Annotated in this window: 14 protein-coding genes; 1 reads left to right on the forward strand and 13 read right to left on the reverse strand. The window is 71.0% G+C overall.

Features of this window, described 5'->3' with window-relative positions:
* Nucleotides 1-170: 170 nt before the first annotated feature.
* From NRY95_19610 to NRY95_19620, 3 genes are all read right to left on the reverse strand, one after another.
* Nucleotides 171-866 (reverse strand): ABC transporter permease, encoded by a 696-nt coding sequence (locus NRY95_19610; GenBank protein ID UYC15869.1) that lies wholly within the window; start codon nt 864-866, stop codon nt 171-173.
* On the reverse strand, nt 863-1,870 hold the full coding sequence (locus tag NRY95_19615) for a methionine ABC transporter ATP-binding protein (protein ID UYC15870.1): 1,008 nt from the start codon (nt 1,868-1,870) through the stop codon (nt 863-865). The genes NRY95_19610 and NRY95_19615 overlap by 4 nt, the downstream gene beginning before the upstream one ends.
* Nucleotides 1,871-1,982: 112 nt before the next feature.
* On the reverse strand, nt 1,983-2,879 hold the full coding sequence (locus NRY95_19620) for a DMT family transporter (GenBank protein UYC15871.1): 897 nt from the start codon (nt 2,877-2,879) through the stop codon (nt 1,983-1,985).
* A 192-nt stretch (nt 2,880-3,071) separates the two neighbouring features.
* On the opposite strand from NRY95_19620, the gene NRY95_19625 reads away from it, so the two are divergent.
* On the forward strand, nt 3,072-3,554 hold the full coding sequence (locus NRY95_19625) for a YajQ family cyclic di-GMP-binding protein (protein ID UYC15872.1): 483 nt from the start codon (nt 3,072-3,074) through the stop codon (nt 3,552-3,554).
* A gap of 122 nt (nt 3,555-3,676) precedes the next feature.
* Here the strand turns inward: NRY95_19625 and NRY95_19630 are convergent, their stop codons facing one another.
* The 10 genes from NRY95_19630 to catC form a co-directional block, all read right to left on the reverse strand.
* On the reverse strand, nt 3,677-4,804 hold the full coding sequence (locus NRY95_19630; protein ID UYC15873.1) for an NAD(P)-dependent alcohol dehydrogenase: 1,128 nt from the start codon (nt 4,802-4,804) through the stop codon (nt 3,677-3,679).
* A gap of 17 nt (nt 4,805-4,821) precedes the next feature.
* Entirely contained in the window at nt 4,822-6,285 is a 1,464-nt protein-coding gene (locus NRY95_19635; protein ID UYC15874.1) for a benzaldehyde dehydrogenase, read from the reverse strand.
* 64 nt (nt 6,286-6,349) lie between these two features.
* Nucleotides 6,350-6,850, reverse strand: coding sequence for an alpha/beta hydrolase (locus tag NRY95_19640; GenBank protein UYC15875.1), 501 nt, complete (start codon nt 6,848-6,850; stop codon nt 6,350-6,352).
* Nucleotides 6,851-7,066: 216 nt separating this feature from the next.
* Nucleotides 7,067-7,420: a hypothetical protein gene (locus NRY95_19645; protein UYC15876.1), complete on the reverse strand. Its 354-nt coding sequence runs from the start codon at nt 7,418-7,420 to the stop codon at nt 7,067-7,069.
* Nucleotides 7,421-7,599: 179 nt separating this feature from the next.
* Nucleotides 7,600-8,373 (reverse strand): 1,6-dihydroxycyclohexa-2,4-diene-1-carboxylate dehydrogenase, encoded by a 774-nt coding sequence (locus tag NRY95_19650; protein UYC15877.1) that lies wholly within the window; start codon nt 8,371-8,373, stop codon nt 7,600-7,602.
* A complete protein-coding gene (gene benC / locus NRY95_19655) occupies nt 8,370-9,401 on the reverse strand; it encodes a benzoate 1,2-dioxygenase electron transfer component BenC (GenBank protein ID UYC15878.1) in 1,032 nt (343 codons plus the stop codon). The genes NRY95_19650 and benC overlap by 4 nt, the downstream gene beginning before the upstream one ends.
* A gap of 26 nt (nt 9,402-9,427) precedes the next feature.
* Entirely contained in the window at nt 9,428-9,916 is a 489-nt protein-coding gene (gene benB, locus NRY95_19660) for a benzoate 1,2-dioxygenase small subunit (GenBank protein ID UYC15879.1), read from the reverse strand.
* A complete protein-coding gene (locus tag NRY95_19665; protein UYC15880.1) occupies nt 9,913-11,268 on the reverse strand; it encodes a Rieske 2Fe-2S domain-containing protein in 1,356 nt (451 codons plus the stop codon). The genes benB and NRY95_19665 overlap by 4 nt, the downstream gene beginning before the upstream one ends.
* A 112-nt stretch (nt 11,269-11,380) precedes the next feature.
* Nucleotides 11,381-12,319 carry a catechol 1,2-dioxygenase gene (gene catA / locus NRY95_19670; GenBank protein ID UYC15881.1) on the reverse strand — a complete coding sequence of 313 codons (939 nt, stop codon included), beginning with the start codon at nt 12,317-12,319 and terminating at the stop codon, nt 11,381-11,383.
* A gap of 80 nt (nt 12,320-12,399) precedes the next feature.
* Entirely contained in the window at nt 12,400-12,690 is a 291-nt protein-coding gene (catC, locus tag NRY95_19675) for a muconolactone Delta-isomerase (protein UYC18647.1), read from the reverse strand.
* Between the last annotated feature and the right edge of the window lie 2 nt (nt 12,691-12,692).

Below are 12,692 nucleotides of genomic sequence, written 5' to 3' on the forward strand. Positions count from 1 at the left end.
ATCCGGAAACGTGGGGAGAAGAACAGCGGCCAGGCCGCCATGCGGGCAAGCTAGCAGACCCGGCCGCTGCGTGCGGCGAAAGGCCAGGGATGGCTGTTCTGCAGATACAAGGAGCCGCTGCAGCCGCTCCTGCACAGGACACAAGCGCGATCCGGGCAACCGCGTCGCGCTCAACGCCGGCTGTAGTGCGCGACCAGCCGATCGCCGAGCATCTGCAGCCCCTGCACCAGCAACAGCAACACCACCACGGTGATCAGCGCCACGTCGGCGTGCGAGCGCTGGTAGCCGTCGCGGTAGGCCAGGTCGCCGAGCCCGCCGGAACCGATCGCGCCGCCCATCGCGGTGAAGCCGATCAGGGCGATGGTGGTCACCGTGGCGCCGGCGATCAGCCCCGGCCGCGCCTCGGGCAACAGCACCCGCGTGACCAGTTGCCAGGTGGTCGCGCCCATCGCCAGGCTGGCTTCGACCACGCCGCGATCCACTTCGCGCAGCGCCGTTTCCACCAGCCGCGCATAGAACGGCGCCGCACCCACCACCAGCGGCAGGATCGCGCCGCGCACGCCCAGCGAGGTGCCCATCGCCCACAGCGTCAGCGGGATCATCGCGATCATCAGGATGATGAAGGGCACCGAGCGCAGCACGTTGATCGCCAGCGCGAGCGTGCCGTACAGCAACGGCCGCTGGTGGGTCTGGCGCGGCCCGGTCAGGAACAGCAGCACGCCCAGCGGCAGGCCGATCAGCAGGGTCAGCGGCAGCGAGCCGCCGAGCATCAGCAGCGTATCCAGCGTGGCGCGGCCGATCTCGGCCCACTTGCCGGCGTCGAGATTGCGGAAGAAGCCAGTGGCGGCGGTCGCGAACGGGATCATCGGCGCAGTTCCTCGACATGCACGCCGGCGGCGACGAACCCGGCCTGCGCCGCGTCCAGATCGCCGCCGACCAGGGCCACGGTCAGCTGGCCGTACGGGGTGTCCTTGATCCGGTCGATGCGTCCGGACAGGATGTTGTAGTCCACTGCGGTCTCGCGCGCGATGCGCCCGAGCAGCGGGGCGTAGGTGTCGCCGCCGAGGAAGGTCAGGCGCACGATGCGCCCGGCCACCGCGGTGAAGTCGCGATGCAGCTCGCCCTCGTCCACGTGTTCGGCCTCGGACACGAAGCGGCGCGTGGTCGGATGGCGCGGATGCAGGAACACCTCGGTGACCGGCCCGCTCTCGACCAGATGTCCGGCATCGAGCACCGCCACGCGGTCGCAGACGCGGCGGATCACCTCCATCTCGTGGGTGATCAGCACGATGGTCAGGCCCAACTCGCGGTTGATCTGCGCCAGCAGGCTCAGCACCGAGGCGGTGGTCTGCGGGTCCAGCGCGCTGGTGGCCTCGTCGCACAGCAGGATCTGCGGCCCGGTGGCCAGCGCGCGGGCGATGCCGACGCGCTGCTTCTGCCCGCCCGACAGCTGCGCCGGATACTTGTTGGCGTGCTCGGCCAGGCCGACCCGGGCCAGCAGCTCGGCCACCCGCGCGTCGATCTGCGCGCGCGCGGTGCCGGCCAGTTCCAGCGGGAAGGCGACGTTGCCGGCCACCGTGCGCGAGGACAGCAGGTTGAAGTGCTGGAAGATCATGCCGATGCGCCGGCGCAGCGTGCGCAGCCCGGCGCGGTCCAGCGCGGTGACGTCCTCGCCGTCGATCAGCAGGCGCCCGCCGCTGGGCTCCTCGAGCCGGTTGATCAGCCGGATCAGCGTGGACTTGCCGGCGCCGGAATGGCCGATGATGCCGAACACCTCGCCGGCCCGGATCTCCAGGTCGAGCGGATGCAGCGCCACGACCGATTGGCCGGCGACGGAGTAGGACTTGTGCAGGTGCTCGAACTGGATCACCGCGCGGGGCCGGCAGCGAAGGGGGCGCAAAGCCTAGCAGGCCAGGCCTGCAGGCGTTATTCCATTCGATTCTAACGCTTGCGCCCGGAACGCCGCCGGCAACGGCAAAGGGTTAGGGATGCGCCAGCGGCGGCGGCCGCACGGTGGCGCGGACCCGCTCGCGGTGCAGCAGGTACAGGCCGCTGGCGACGATGATCGCCGCGCCTACCCAGGTCCAGGCGTCGGGCAGCTTGCGCCACAGCAGCCAGTCCCACGGGATCACCCAGATCAGGCCGCTGTACTCCAGCGGCGCGATCAGCGAGGCGTCGCCGCGGCGGAACGCCTGGGTCAAGGCCACCTGCCCCAGCGCGCCGGCCAGGCCGAGCGTGGCGATCCAGCCGGCATCGGCCAGGCGCAGCGGGGTCCAGGTCGGCCACGCCAGCGCGCCGGCGCCGAGCGCCATGATCAGCAGGAACCAGACCACCAGCGACTGCGGCGTCTCGGTGCGCGCCAGCAGGCTGACCAGCACCGCCGCGAGCGCGTAGGCGGTGGCCGCCAGCAGCACCATCAGCCCCGGCAGCGAGACGAAGCCGCCCCCGCCCGGGCGCAGCACCACCAGCACGCCGACCAGGCCGATGCCGATCGCGGCCCAGCGCCGCGGACCGACCTGTTCGCCCAGCAGCGGCACCGACAACGCCGTCACCAGCAGCGGCGCGACGAAGTAGATCGTGTAGGCGGTGGACAGCGGCAGGCTGCGCAGCGCCCAGGCGAAGCAGCCGATCATCGCGATGCCGAGCACACCGCGCAGCAGGTGCAGGCCCCAGCGCACCGGCAGGATCGAACGCGGGCCGGCGGTGGCCAGCACCCACAGCAGCACGAACGGCAGCGAGGCGCCGCCGCGCAGCGTGGCCACCTGCAGCGCCGGATAGCGCGCGGTCAGCAACTTCATCGCCGCATCCATCAGCGCGAAGCAGGCGACCGCCGCGATCATCCAGGCGGCGGCCGCGGTGTTGGAACGTGACGTGGGCATGCGCGGATTATCGCCGCGATCGCGCGCCCCGCCCAGCCGCGCAGGCGGCCACGTGGCGGCGGCGGCGGGTGCGCTGGCGCCGGTGCCGCGCCGCGACGCAGCGCGCCGAACTGCCGAACTGCCGAACGGGGCGGCGGGCAGCGGCGCTGCGGCGAGACCGGTAGGATAGAGGGTCTTTCCCGAGGACCTGCCATGCCTTCCTTCGATGTCGTCTCCGAAATCGACAAGCACGAACTGACCAATGCCATCGACCAGGCCAACCGCGAGTTGTCGACCCGCTTCGATTTCAAGGGCGTGGAGGCCAGCTTCGAGCTCGACGACCAGGTCATCAACCAGGCCGCGCCCAGCGACTTCCAGGTCAAGCAGATGACCGACATCCTGCGCGCGCGGCTGATCGCCCGCGGCATCGACGTACGCTGCCTGGAATTGGGCGACGTGGAGACCAACCTGGCCGGCGCGCGGCAGAAGGTCACGGTCAAGCAGGGCATCGAGCAGAAGCTGGCCAAGAAGATCGTCGCCGCGATCAAGGACGCCAAGCTCAAGGTGGAAGCACAGATCAACGGCGACAAGCTGCGCATCAGCGGCAAGAAGCGCGACGACCTGCAGGATGTGATGGCGCTGCTGAAGAAGAGCGATTTCGAACTGCCGCTGCAGTTCGAGAATTTCCGCGACTGAGCGGGCCCGCACGGGCCGCGCGGCCGAACCGCGGACCTGCGGCCGCGCGGCCCGGCGAGCGGCATGCGCCGCCCGCCGGCCTGGCCCTCGCCACGGCACCGCCGCCGTGGCGACTCCGGCGGTCAACCGGCGATGCGCAGGATCGGCTTGAGGGTGACGCCGCTGCTGCTGTCGGCCGCCGCTTCGTTGATCTGCGCCAGCGGATAGAACTTCACCAGCTTGTCGAACGGGAAGCGGCCCTGCTGGTAGAGCGTCACCAGCTGCGGGATGAACACCTGCGGCACGCTGTCGCCCTCGACGATGCCGCGGATGCTGCGCCCGCCCAGCAGCAGGTTGTTGACGTCGAACTCGGCCTTGGTGCCGAGCTTGGGCGCGCCGACCACGCCCATCGTGCCGAGTCCGCCCAGCGCCTCGATGCCGAGCGCCAGCACGTCCGGACGCCCGGTGGATTCCAGCGCGAAGTCGGCGCCGCCGCCGGTGATCGCGCGCACCGCCTCGACCAGGTCGCCCTGCCGGCTGTCGATGGTATGGGTGGCGCCCAGCTCCTTGGCCAGTTCCAGCCGCGACGGCACCACGTCCACCGCGACGATGCAGGTGGCGCCGGCCACGCGCGCGGCCATCACCGCGCTGAGCCCGACCGCGCCGGCGCCGAACGCCACGAAGCTGCTGCCGGGTCGCACCTTCAACGCATTGATCACCGCCCCGGCGCCGGTCTGGATGCCGCAGCCGAGCGGGCCGAGCAGTTCCAGCGGCGCGTCGTGCGACACCTTGATCGCGTTGTTCTCGCGCGCCAGCGCGTAGGTCGCGAACGAGGACTGGGCGAAGAAGTGGTCGTGCAGCGGCTGCCCCTGCAGGTCTTCGATGGCGGTATGGCCATGCGCATCGCCGCCGCCGAAATTGCGCGGGAAGAACTCCTTGCAGTAGGCGCCATGGCCGCCGTCGCAGGGATTGCAGTGGCCGCAGGCGCCGTAGGTCAGCACCACGTGGTCGCCGACCTGCAGCGCCTTGACGTTGGGACCCAGCGCCTCGACCACGCCGGCGCCTTCGTGGCCGAGCACCGCCGGCAGCGGCACCGGATAGTACTGGTCGCGCACGATCAGGTCGGTGTGGCACAGGCCGGTGGCCACCACCCGCACCAGGACCTCGTCGTCCTGCGGCGCGCGGATGCGCGCCTGTTCGATGCTGAAAGGCTGTTGCGGCGCGCGCGCCACCGCCACGGTGATCTGGCGTTTTTCGGTTGCGGTCTTCATGGGATGTCTCCTCGGATTCAAAGCGGATAGGCCGGCGCTGCGCCCTTGACGGTCAACCACTGCCACTGGGTGAATTCCTCCCAGTTGGCCGGGCCGCCGATGCTACTCCCGTTGCCCGACGCGCCGACGCCGCCGAACGGATTGATGACCTCGTCGTTGACGGTCTGGTCGTTGATGTGCAGCAGGCCGGTGCGCAACTGCTCGCCCAGCGCCAGCGCGCGGCCGACGTCGGCCGACAGCACCGCCATCGACAGGCCGTACTCGGTGTCGTTGGCCAGGGCGACGGCCTCGGCGTCGGTGTCGAACGGCACCACCACCGCGACCGGGGCGAAGATCTCCTCGCGGAACGCCGGGTTGTCGCGACCGACGTCGCTGAGCACGGTCGGCTCGAAGAACAGCTCGCGGTAGCCGCCGCCGGCGGCGAGGGTGGCGCCGGCCTGGCGCGCGGCCGCGACCAGCGCCGCGGCGTGGTCGCGCTGGGCCGCATTGATCAGCGGCCCGAGCGCGACCTGCCCACCGGCCGGATCGCCGACGCTCAGGCTGTTGGCCTTGGCGACCAGCCGCTCCACGAAGCGCGGGTAGAGCGCGCGCTGCACCAGCACGCGGCCGGTGGACATGCAGATCTGGCCCTGGTGCAGGTACGCGCCCCAGGCGGTGTTGGCGATCGCCAGGTCCAGGTCGGCATCGTCGAGCACGATCAGCGAGTTCTTGCCGCCCAGTTCCAGCGACACCTTTTTCAGGTGCCGGCTCGCCGCCTCGCCGACCTTGCGCCCGGCCGCGGTGGAGCCGGTGAACTGGATCATCGCCACGTGCGGGTCGGCGGTCAGCGCCGCGCCGGCGGCGCCGTCGCCGGGCAGCACGTGCAGCACGCCGGCCGGCAGGCCGGCCAGTTCGAACAGCCGCGCGATGGTGACCCCGCCGCACACCGCGGTGCGCGGATCGGGCTTGAGCACCACCGCATTGCCCAGGGCCAGCGCCGGCGCCACCGCGCGCATGGCCAGGTACAGCGGGAAGTTGAACGGCGCGATGACCCCGACCACGCCGAGCGGGCGCCGCCGCGCCAGGCTCAGCCGCCCGGGCGTGGACGGCAGCACCTCGCCGGCGCTGCGCGACGGCAAGGCCGCCGCCTCGTGCAACGCAGCCGCGCACAGGCTCGCCTCGAAGCCGGCCTTGTCCTGGGTGGAGCCGCTCTCGCGCACGATCCAGTCGGCGATCTCCGGCAGGAACTGTTCGGCCAGTTGCGCGGCCTTGCGCAACACCTGCGCGCGCTGCGCGTACGGCGCCGCGGCCCAGCCGCGCTGTGCCTGCGCCGCCGTGGCCGCGGCCGCGGCGATCTGCGCCGGGCCGGCCAGGCCGATACGGCCCAGTCCGTGGCCGGTGGCCGGCTCGATCACCTCGGCGCTGTCCGCGGCCGCTTGCCATTGGCCGGTGAACAGCGCCCCGTGCCAGAAATCGCCTTGCAATAGCTTGTTGTCGCTCATCGGTGTTTCCTCCTGGTGTCCATTGCCTGGGATCGACGCGGCGTGGGCCGCGCCGACCTTGCCGTCATGCCAGCCGTGCGCGCAGGAACGCGCCGGCGTGTTCGATCGCCTGTACCGCCGCCGGCAGCACGCCGGCCATCTCGACGAAGCCGTGCACCATGCCCGGCAACTCGACGTGCTCCACCGCCACCGCGGCCGCGCGCAGGGCCTCGGCGTAGCGGTGGCCGTCGTCGCGCAGCACGTCGCAATCGGCGGTGTAGATCAGCGCCGGCGGCAGGCCGCGCAGGTCCGCCGCGCGCAGCGGCGACAGCCGCGGATCGCGGGTGTCGAAACCGGCCACGAACGGTGTCGACATCGCCTGCATCAGCGCCAGCGTCAGCGGTGGTACCGCGCCGTTCTCGCGCCGCGACGGGAACTCGCGCGCGGCCGGCGACAGGTCGGTGGACGGGTAGAACAGCAGCTGCGCGCGCAACGCCACATCGCCGCCGCGTAGCTGCTGGCAGGCCACCGCCGCCAGGCTGCCGCCGGCGCTGTCGCCGGCCACCGCCAGGCGCCCGGCATCCACGCCCAGTTCGCCGGCATGCGCGGCCAGCCAGCGGATCGCCGCCCAACAGCGCGCCGATCCGGCGGTAGGCCTGGCGCATCGCCGGGATCGGCAGCCACTCCATCGCCGGCGCGCCGCTGGCGGCCATGCCGCCGAGCACCGCCAGCACGTCCGGCGCCAGCCGCGAGGGATCGAACGGATCTGTCTGCATTGCGTTGGCTCCACGATGGGGTCGCATCATTCGGGTTCATGCCGGCTTGGTGCCGGTGAGCGTCGGCGCGCGCCGGCAGCCCCGCGCGCATGCGCACGGGGCTGGTCGGTCGCGAGCATGTCCGCCGGGTCGCGCAGGGTGCCGCGTATCAGCCACGCCGCCTGCGCCGCTCCGGCCTGCAGATCGTGGTGCCAGATCCAGTCGAAACGCGTGGCCAGCGTCTGCGCCAGGGCGGCGGCGTTGGCACCGACCCGGCCATCGCGCAATTCGTACAGCTCGCCCGCCTCGCGCGAGCTGCGCTGCACGCGGCAGGCGCGCGGTCGCCGCACAATGCCGCCGCCGACGATGCCGATGCGCAGGGAAGAAGCCGTGGCGTCCATCGTGTCTCCTGGATGCGATCGCGGCCGGCGAGGCGGAACGTGCCGGCCGGCGGCAGGGTTGCTCTGAAGCAGACGCGCGACTGCCGGGCAAAGGCCGTCGTGCGTGCTGCGGGGCGCTGCATCGCCGGAGGCTCGCCGCCGGATCGATGTGGCGATGGAACCGCCCGCGGCGGCATGGCTCAGCCCTGGTCGCCGCCTCCGACCGGCAGCACCGTGCCGGTGATGTAGGAAGCCTCGTCCGAGGCCAGGAACAGGATCGCCGCGGCCTGCTCGTCGAGCGTGCCATAGCGCTTCATCAGGCTCGATGCGACCGTCTGCGCGACGATCTGCCGGTACCACGCCTGCTCCTGCGCGCTCTGCGCATCCGCATTGCGCGGCACCCGCCGCGGCGGCGCCTCGGTGCCGCCCGGCGCCACGGCGTTGACGCGGATGCCGTGTTCGGCATGCTCGAACGCCAGGCAGGCGGTCAGCGCGTTGACCCCGCCCTTGGCCGCGCCGTAGGGCACGCGGTGGATGCTGCGGGTGGCGATGGAGGAGACGTTGACGATGGCGCCACCGCCCTGCCCGATCAGGTAGGGCAGCACCGCGCGGCAGCCCCACAGCGCGGGGAACAGCGAGCGCCGCACTTCGGCTTCGATCTGCTCCGGCGCGTAGTGCTGGAACGGCTGCGCCCAGATGGTGCCGCCGACGTTGTTGACCAGCACGTCGATGCGTCCCATCCGCGCGTGGGCGAAGGCCATGGCACGTGCGTTCTCCTGGTAGTGCTCCAGATCGGCCACCACCGTGGCGACCTCGGCCGGCGCCAGCGCCTGCTCCAGCTCGGCCACGTGCCCGGCGCGATCCACCAGCACCAGCCGCGCGCCCTCGGCGGCGGCGCGCTCGGCGACGCGGCGGCCGATGCCCTGCGCCGCGCCGGTGACGACCACCACCTTGCCGGCGAAGCGTGCGCTCATGCGGCCCGCTCCTGCGCCGGCGCCGCGGCAGTGGGAGTGAACTTCTCGTAGTGGAAGCTGGCCGGGTCCAGGCCGATCTGGCGAAAGTGCGCGCGCACCGCCTCCACCATCGGCGGCGGGCCGCACAGGTAGACGTCCACGTCGCCGCCATGCAGCGCCTGCGGCGGCAGGTGCTCGGTGACGTAACCGGTGCGCGGATGCGCGGCGGCAGGATCGACCACGCAGGTGTCGAAGCCGAACCAGTCCCGCCGCTCGGCGATCGCCTGCAGGCGATCGACCAGCACCAGGTCGGCGCCGCGGGTGACGCCGTACAGCAGATGCACCGGCTGCGCGCAGCCGCTGGCTTCCAGTTGCGCCAGCATCGACAGGAACGGCGCCAGGCCGGTGCCGCCGGCCAGCATCAGCACTGGCCGCGCCACTTCGCGCAGATAGAAGCTGCCCAGCGGGCCGGTCAATTCGAGTACCTGTCCGGGCCTGGCCGCATCCAGGTAGGCGCTCATCAGCCCGCCGGGCACGCGCCTGATCAGGAAGGTCAGCACGCTTGCGCCGGGCGCGGAACTGAAGGAGTAGGCGCGCACCTGGCCGCTTCCCGGCACGGCGATGTTGACGTACTGGCCGGGCAGGAAGGCGGGCACCTCGCCGATCGCCTCCAGCCGCAGTTCCAGCGCCGCGTCGGCGTGCGCGATCACCTGCGCCACCGCCGCCTGGAAGCGCACGCTGCCGGTCTTGCACGCGGCCGAGGTCGCCGGCACCGCCAGCGCACAATCCGAACGCGGCAGCATCTGGCAGGTCAGCACCAGGCCGGCGGCGGCCTCCTCGGCGCCGAGCGCGTCCTCGATGTAGTCCTCGCCCAGGTCGTAGCGCCCGCTGTCGGCGCGGCATTTGCAGGTGCCGCAGACGCCGTCGGCGCAATCCATCGGCAGGTTGATGCGCTGGCGGAAAGCGGCGTCGAGCACTTTCTCGCCGTCGTTGCAGTCGATGAAACGGGTGACCCCGTCCTCGAAGTTCAGCGCGATGCGGTAGGACATAGCGGTTGCTCGCAGTGGCGTGCCGGTCAGACGTGGTAGACGTCGACGACCTGGCGGATGTAGTCGTTCTTCAGCACGATCGTCTTGCGCGCGATGCGCAGGTCATCGCCGTGCTTGCGCAGGGTCAGCAGCACCGTGCCGAAGAACTGGTCGGTGACCTTGTAGCGGTGGCTGAGGGTGTGGAAGTTGTAGCGGACCTCGATCTCCTCGCCACGCTCGGCCAGCACCTCGACGTTGGCCACGCTGTGGCTGGTGCGCGGTTCCGGGGTGGACGCGCCGGAGCGCTCGGTCTTGATCCGGAACACGCGATCCTCCAGCCCGGAGCGGTCGGCGTAGTAGATCAGCGAGATCTGCGACTGCGGGTCTTCGGTGAGCCGGTCGTCGTCGTCCCAGGCCGGCATCCAGTAGGTCACGTCTTCGGCGTACAGCGTCAGCCATTCGTCCCACTGGCGATCGTCGAGCAGGCGCGCCTCGCGGTACAGGAACGCGCACAGGCTCTGGTAGTCCGTGCTCATCGCGCGCACGCCCGTTCCTGCTCGAGCGCTTCGCGCATCACCGCGGCCCAGTATGCGTGCTGGCGCACGAACAAGCCTTCGTCCTCGCTGCGCTCGCCGGACAGCAGCGGCGCCAGCCCCATCCGCCGCGCGTTCTCGTCCGGGCCGTCGATCCACAGCGGCGCGCCGCGGCTGAGGTCGTTCCACGGCGCCGCGCTGCCGGCGTAGCCGGCCTGGCAGGCGCGGAACTCCTCCAGGTCGTCGGCGGTGCCCATGCCCGAGACGTTGAAGAAATCCTCGTACTGGCGGATGCGGGTGGCGCGATCGCGGGCGCTCTCGCCCTTGGGCGCGAAGCAGAAGATGCTGACCTCGGTCTTGTCCACGTCGATCGGCCGGGTGACGCGGATCTGGGTGGAGAACTGGTCCATCAGGAACAGGTTCGGATACAGGCACAGGTTGCGGGTCTGCTCGACGATGAAGCCGGCGCGCTCGGCGCCCAGCCGCTGCGCCAGCTCCTCGCGCTGCGCGTACACCGGGCGCACCTCGGGGTTCATGGTCTTGGTCCACAGCAGGAGGTGGCCGTTCTCGAAGCCGTACACGCCGGCCACGCTCCTGCTCCAGCCGCTGGCATCGACCGCCTGGACGCCGTCCTGCTTGCGCCGGCTCATGGTCGCCGCGTAGTTCCAGTGCACGGTGCTGACGTGGTAGCCATCGCAGCCGTTCTCCATCTGCAGTTTCCAGTTGCCGTCGTAGATGTAGGACGAATTGCCGCGCAGCACTTCCAGCCCGTCCGGCGCCTGGTCGACGATCTGGTCGACGATGACCCGCGCCTGGCCCAGGAACTGTTGCAGCGGCGCCACATCCTCGCGCAGGCTGCCGAACAGGAAGCCGCGGTAGCTCTCGAAGCGCGGCACGCGCTTGAGATCGTGGCTGCCGTCCTGGCCGAACTGCGGCGGGTACTGGGTGGTCTTCTCGTCCTTGACCTTCAGCAGCTTGCCGCTGTTGGAGAAGGTCCAGCCATGGAACGGGCAGGTGAAGCTGCCCTTGTTGCCGTGCTTGCGCCGGCACAGCATGGCGCCGCGGTGCGCGCAGGCGTTGATCATCGCGTGCAGTTGCCCGCTCTTGTCGCGGGTGATCACCACCGGCTGGCGGCCGATGCAGGTGCTGTAGTAGTCGTTGGCGTTCGGGATCTGGCTCTCGTGCGCCAGGTACACCCAGTTGCCCTCGAAGATGTGCTTCATCTCCAGCTCGAACAGGTCGGGGTTGGTGAAGATGTCGCGGCGGCAGCGGAACCTGCCTTCGGCATGGTCGTCCTGGACGGCGCTGGCGAGCAGCGTGCCGAGCGCGGTCGCTTTGTCGATGACGGCAGACATGGCGTGGTCTCCTGGAAGGAAGGCGGCGGCGGCCGGGCAGGACGCCGGCAGGCGGCGGCGGTGACCGATGCGGCGCGCGGCGCATGGCGCGCGCCCCGCGTCGCAGCCGGAACTAGGCGGCGGCGCGCCGGCGCAGCAGGTTGGCCTGGTCGTCGACGCCGTCCACCAGTTCGGTGAGGCGGAAGTCGAAGCGGATCTCCGCGTACGGGCCGGACAGGCCGTTGGCCTCGATGCCGGCCTGGTCGCTGCGCTCCACCAGGTCCGGCACCAGGCCGTCGCGGGTGGCGTAGGCGAAGTCGTCGTCGACCAGCGGATCGCCGGCGATGTTGATCTGGGTGGTCAGCTTGCGGTGGCCGTCGGCGCCGACGAAGAAGTGGATGTGGGCCGGGCGCTGGCCATGCCGGCCGAGCGCGAACAGCAGCTGCTCGGTCGGGCTGCCCGGCGGCACGCCATAGCCCTTCGGCACGATGCTCTGGAAGCGGTAGCGGCCCTGCGCGTCGGCGACGATGGTGCGGCGCATGTTGAACGGCGCCTGCTTGCCGGTGGGGTCGAAGTGCGAATAGAAGCCGCGCGTGTCGCAGTGCCACACCTCCACCGTCGCGCCGGGCAGCGGCGCGCCGTGCTCGCCGTACACGGTGCCGTGCATGATCAGCGGATGGCCGTTCTCGTCGCTGCCGTCGTCGAGCCGGGCGAAGCCGTGCGCCACCGGCGCGCCGGCCACGTACAGCGGCCCTTCGATGGTGCGCGGGGTCGGATTGGCGATGCCGCGTTCGGCATCGATGGCGTCCAGGCGCAGGTCCAGGAAATGGTCCAGGCCCAGCCCGGGCGAGATCAGCCCGGCCTGCCCGGCCGCGCCCAGGTCGTTGAACCAGGCGACCGCGGTCCAGTATTCGTCGGGCGTGACCTGCAGATCGTCGATGGCCTTGAACAGGTCCGACAGCACGCGGTGCACGATCTGCTTTACGCGCGCATCGCCGGCCGGTTGATCCAGGCCGCCGACCGTGCGCAGGAAATCCTGCACCTCCCGGGTCTCGAAGATCTTGACGCTCATCGTGTGGTTCCTTGTGTGCTCATGGTTGCGTTGGCTGCCTTGAGACGTTCCCCTCCCGAGGAAGCGCCCGTGGTGCGGGTCTAGCGATCGTCCGCGTGCAGCGAGGACGGATGGCGGCACAGCGGCGTGACCGCGATGCGCATGTAGGGGAACAGCGGCAGCGACAGCAGCAGCGCGTGCAGTTGCGCGTTGTCGGCCACGTCGAACACGCTGACGTTGGCGTACTGCCCGACCACCCGCCAGATGTGGCGCCACTGGCCGCTGCGTTGCAGTTCCTGGAAGCGCGCCTTCTCCTGTTCCTTGAGTTGCGCGGCGCGCTCCGGCGGCATGTCGCCGGGCAAATTCACTTCCATGCTCACGTGGAACAACATGC

This window comes from Xanthomonas campestris pv. phormiicola (assembly GCA_025666215.1).
In the GTDB taxonomy this organism is placed as follows: Bacteria; Pseudomonadota; Gammaproteobacteria; order Xanthomonadales; family Xanthomonadaceae; genus Xanthomonas_A; species Xanthomonas_A campestris_A.

Excerpts from the sequence above, each read along its gene's own strand:
- catC (UYC18647.1), bottom strand. The coding sequence starts at position 12,690 with ATGTTGTTCCACGTGAGCATGGAAGTGAATTTGCCCGGCGACATGCCG.
- NRY95_19645 (UYC15876.1), bottom strand. The coding sequence starts at position 7,420 with ATGGACGCCACGGCTTCTTCCCTGCGCATCGGCATCGTCGGCGGCGGC.
- NRY95_19665 (UYC15880.1), bottom strand. The coding sequence starts at position 11,268 with ATGTCTGCCGTCATCGACAAAGCGACCGCGCTCGGCACGCTGCTCGCC.
- NRY95_19650 (UYC15877.1), bottom strand. The coding sequence starts at position 8,373 with ATGAGCGCACGCTTCGCCGGCAAGGTGGTGGTCGTCACCGGCGCGGCG.
- NRY95_19630 (UYC15873.1), bottom strand. The coding sequence starts at position 4,804 with ATGAAGACCGCAACCGAAAAACGCCAGATCACCGTGGCGGTGGCGCGC.
- catA (UYC15881.1), bottom strand. The coding sequence starts at position 12,319 with ATGAGCGTCAAGATCTTCGAGACCCGGGAGGTGCAGGATTTCCTGCGC.
- benC (UYC15878.1), bottom strand. The coding sequence starts at position 9,401 with ATGTCCTACCGCATCGCGCTGAACTTCGAGGACGGGGTCACCCGTTTC.
- benB (UYC15879.1), bottom strand. The coding sequence starts at position 9,916 with ATGAGCACGGACTACCAGAGCCTGTGCGCGTTCCTGTACCGCGAGGCG.
- NRY95_19625 (UYC15872.1), top strand. The coding sequence starts at position 3,072 with ATGCCTTCCTTCGATGTCGTCTCCGAAATCGACAAGCACGAACTGACC.
- NRY95_19610 (UYC15869.1), bottom strand. The coding sequence starts at position 866 with ATGATCCCGTTCGCGACCGCCGCCACTGGCTTCTTCCGCAATCTCGAC.
- NRY95_19620 (UYC15871.1), bottom strand. The coding sequence starts at position 2,879 with ATGCCCACGTCACGTTCCAACACCGCGGCCGCCGCCTGGATGATCGCG.
- NRY95_19635 (UYC15874.1), bottom strand. The coding sequence starts at position 6,285 with ATGAGCGACAACAAGCTATTGCAAGGCGATTTCTGGCACGGGGCGCTG.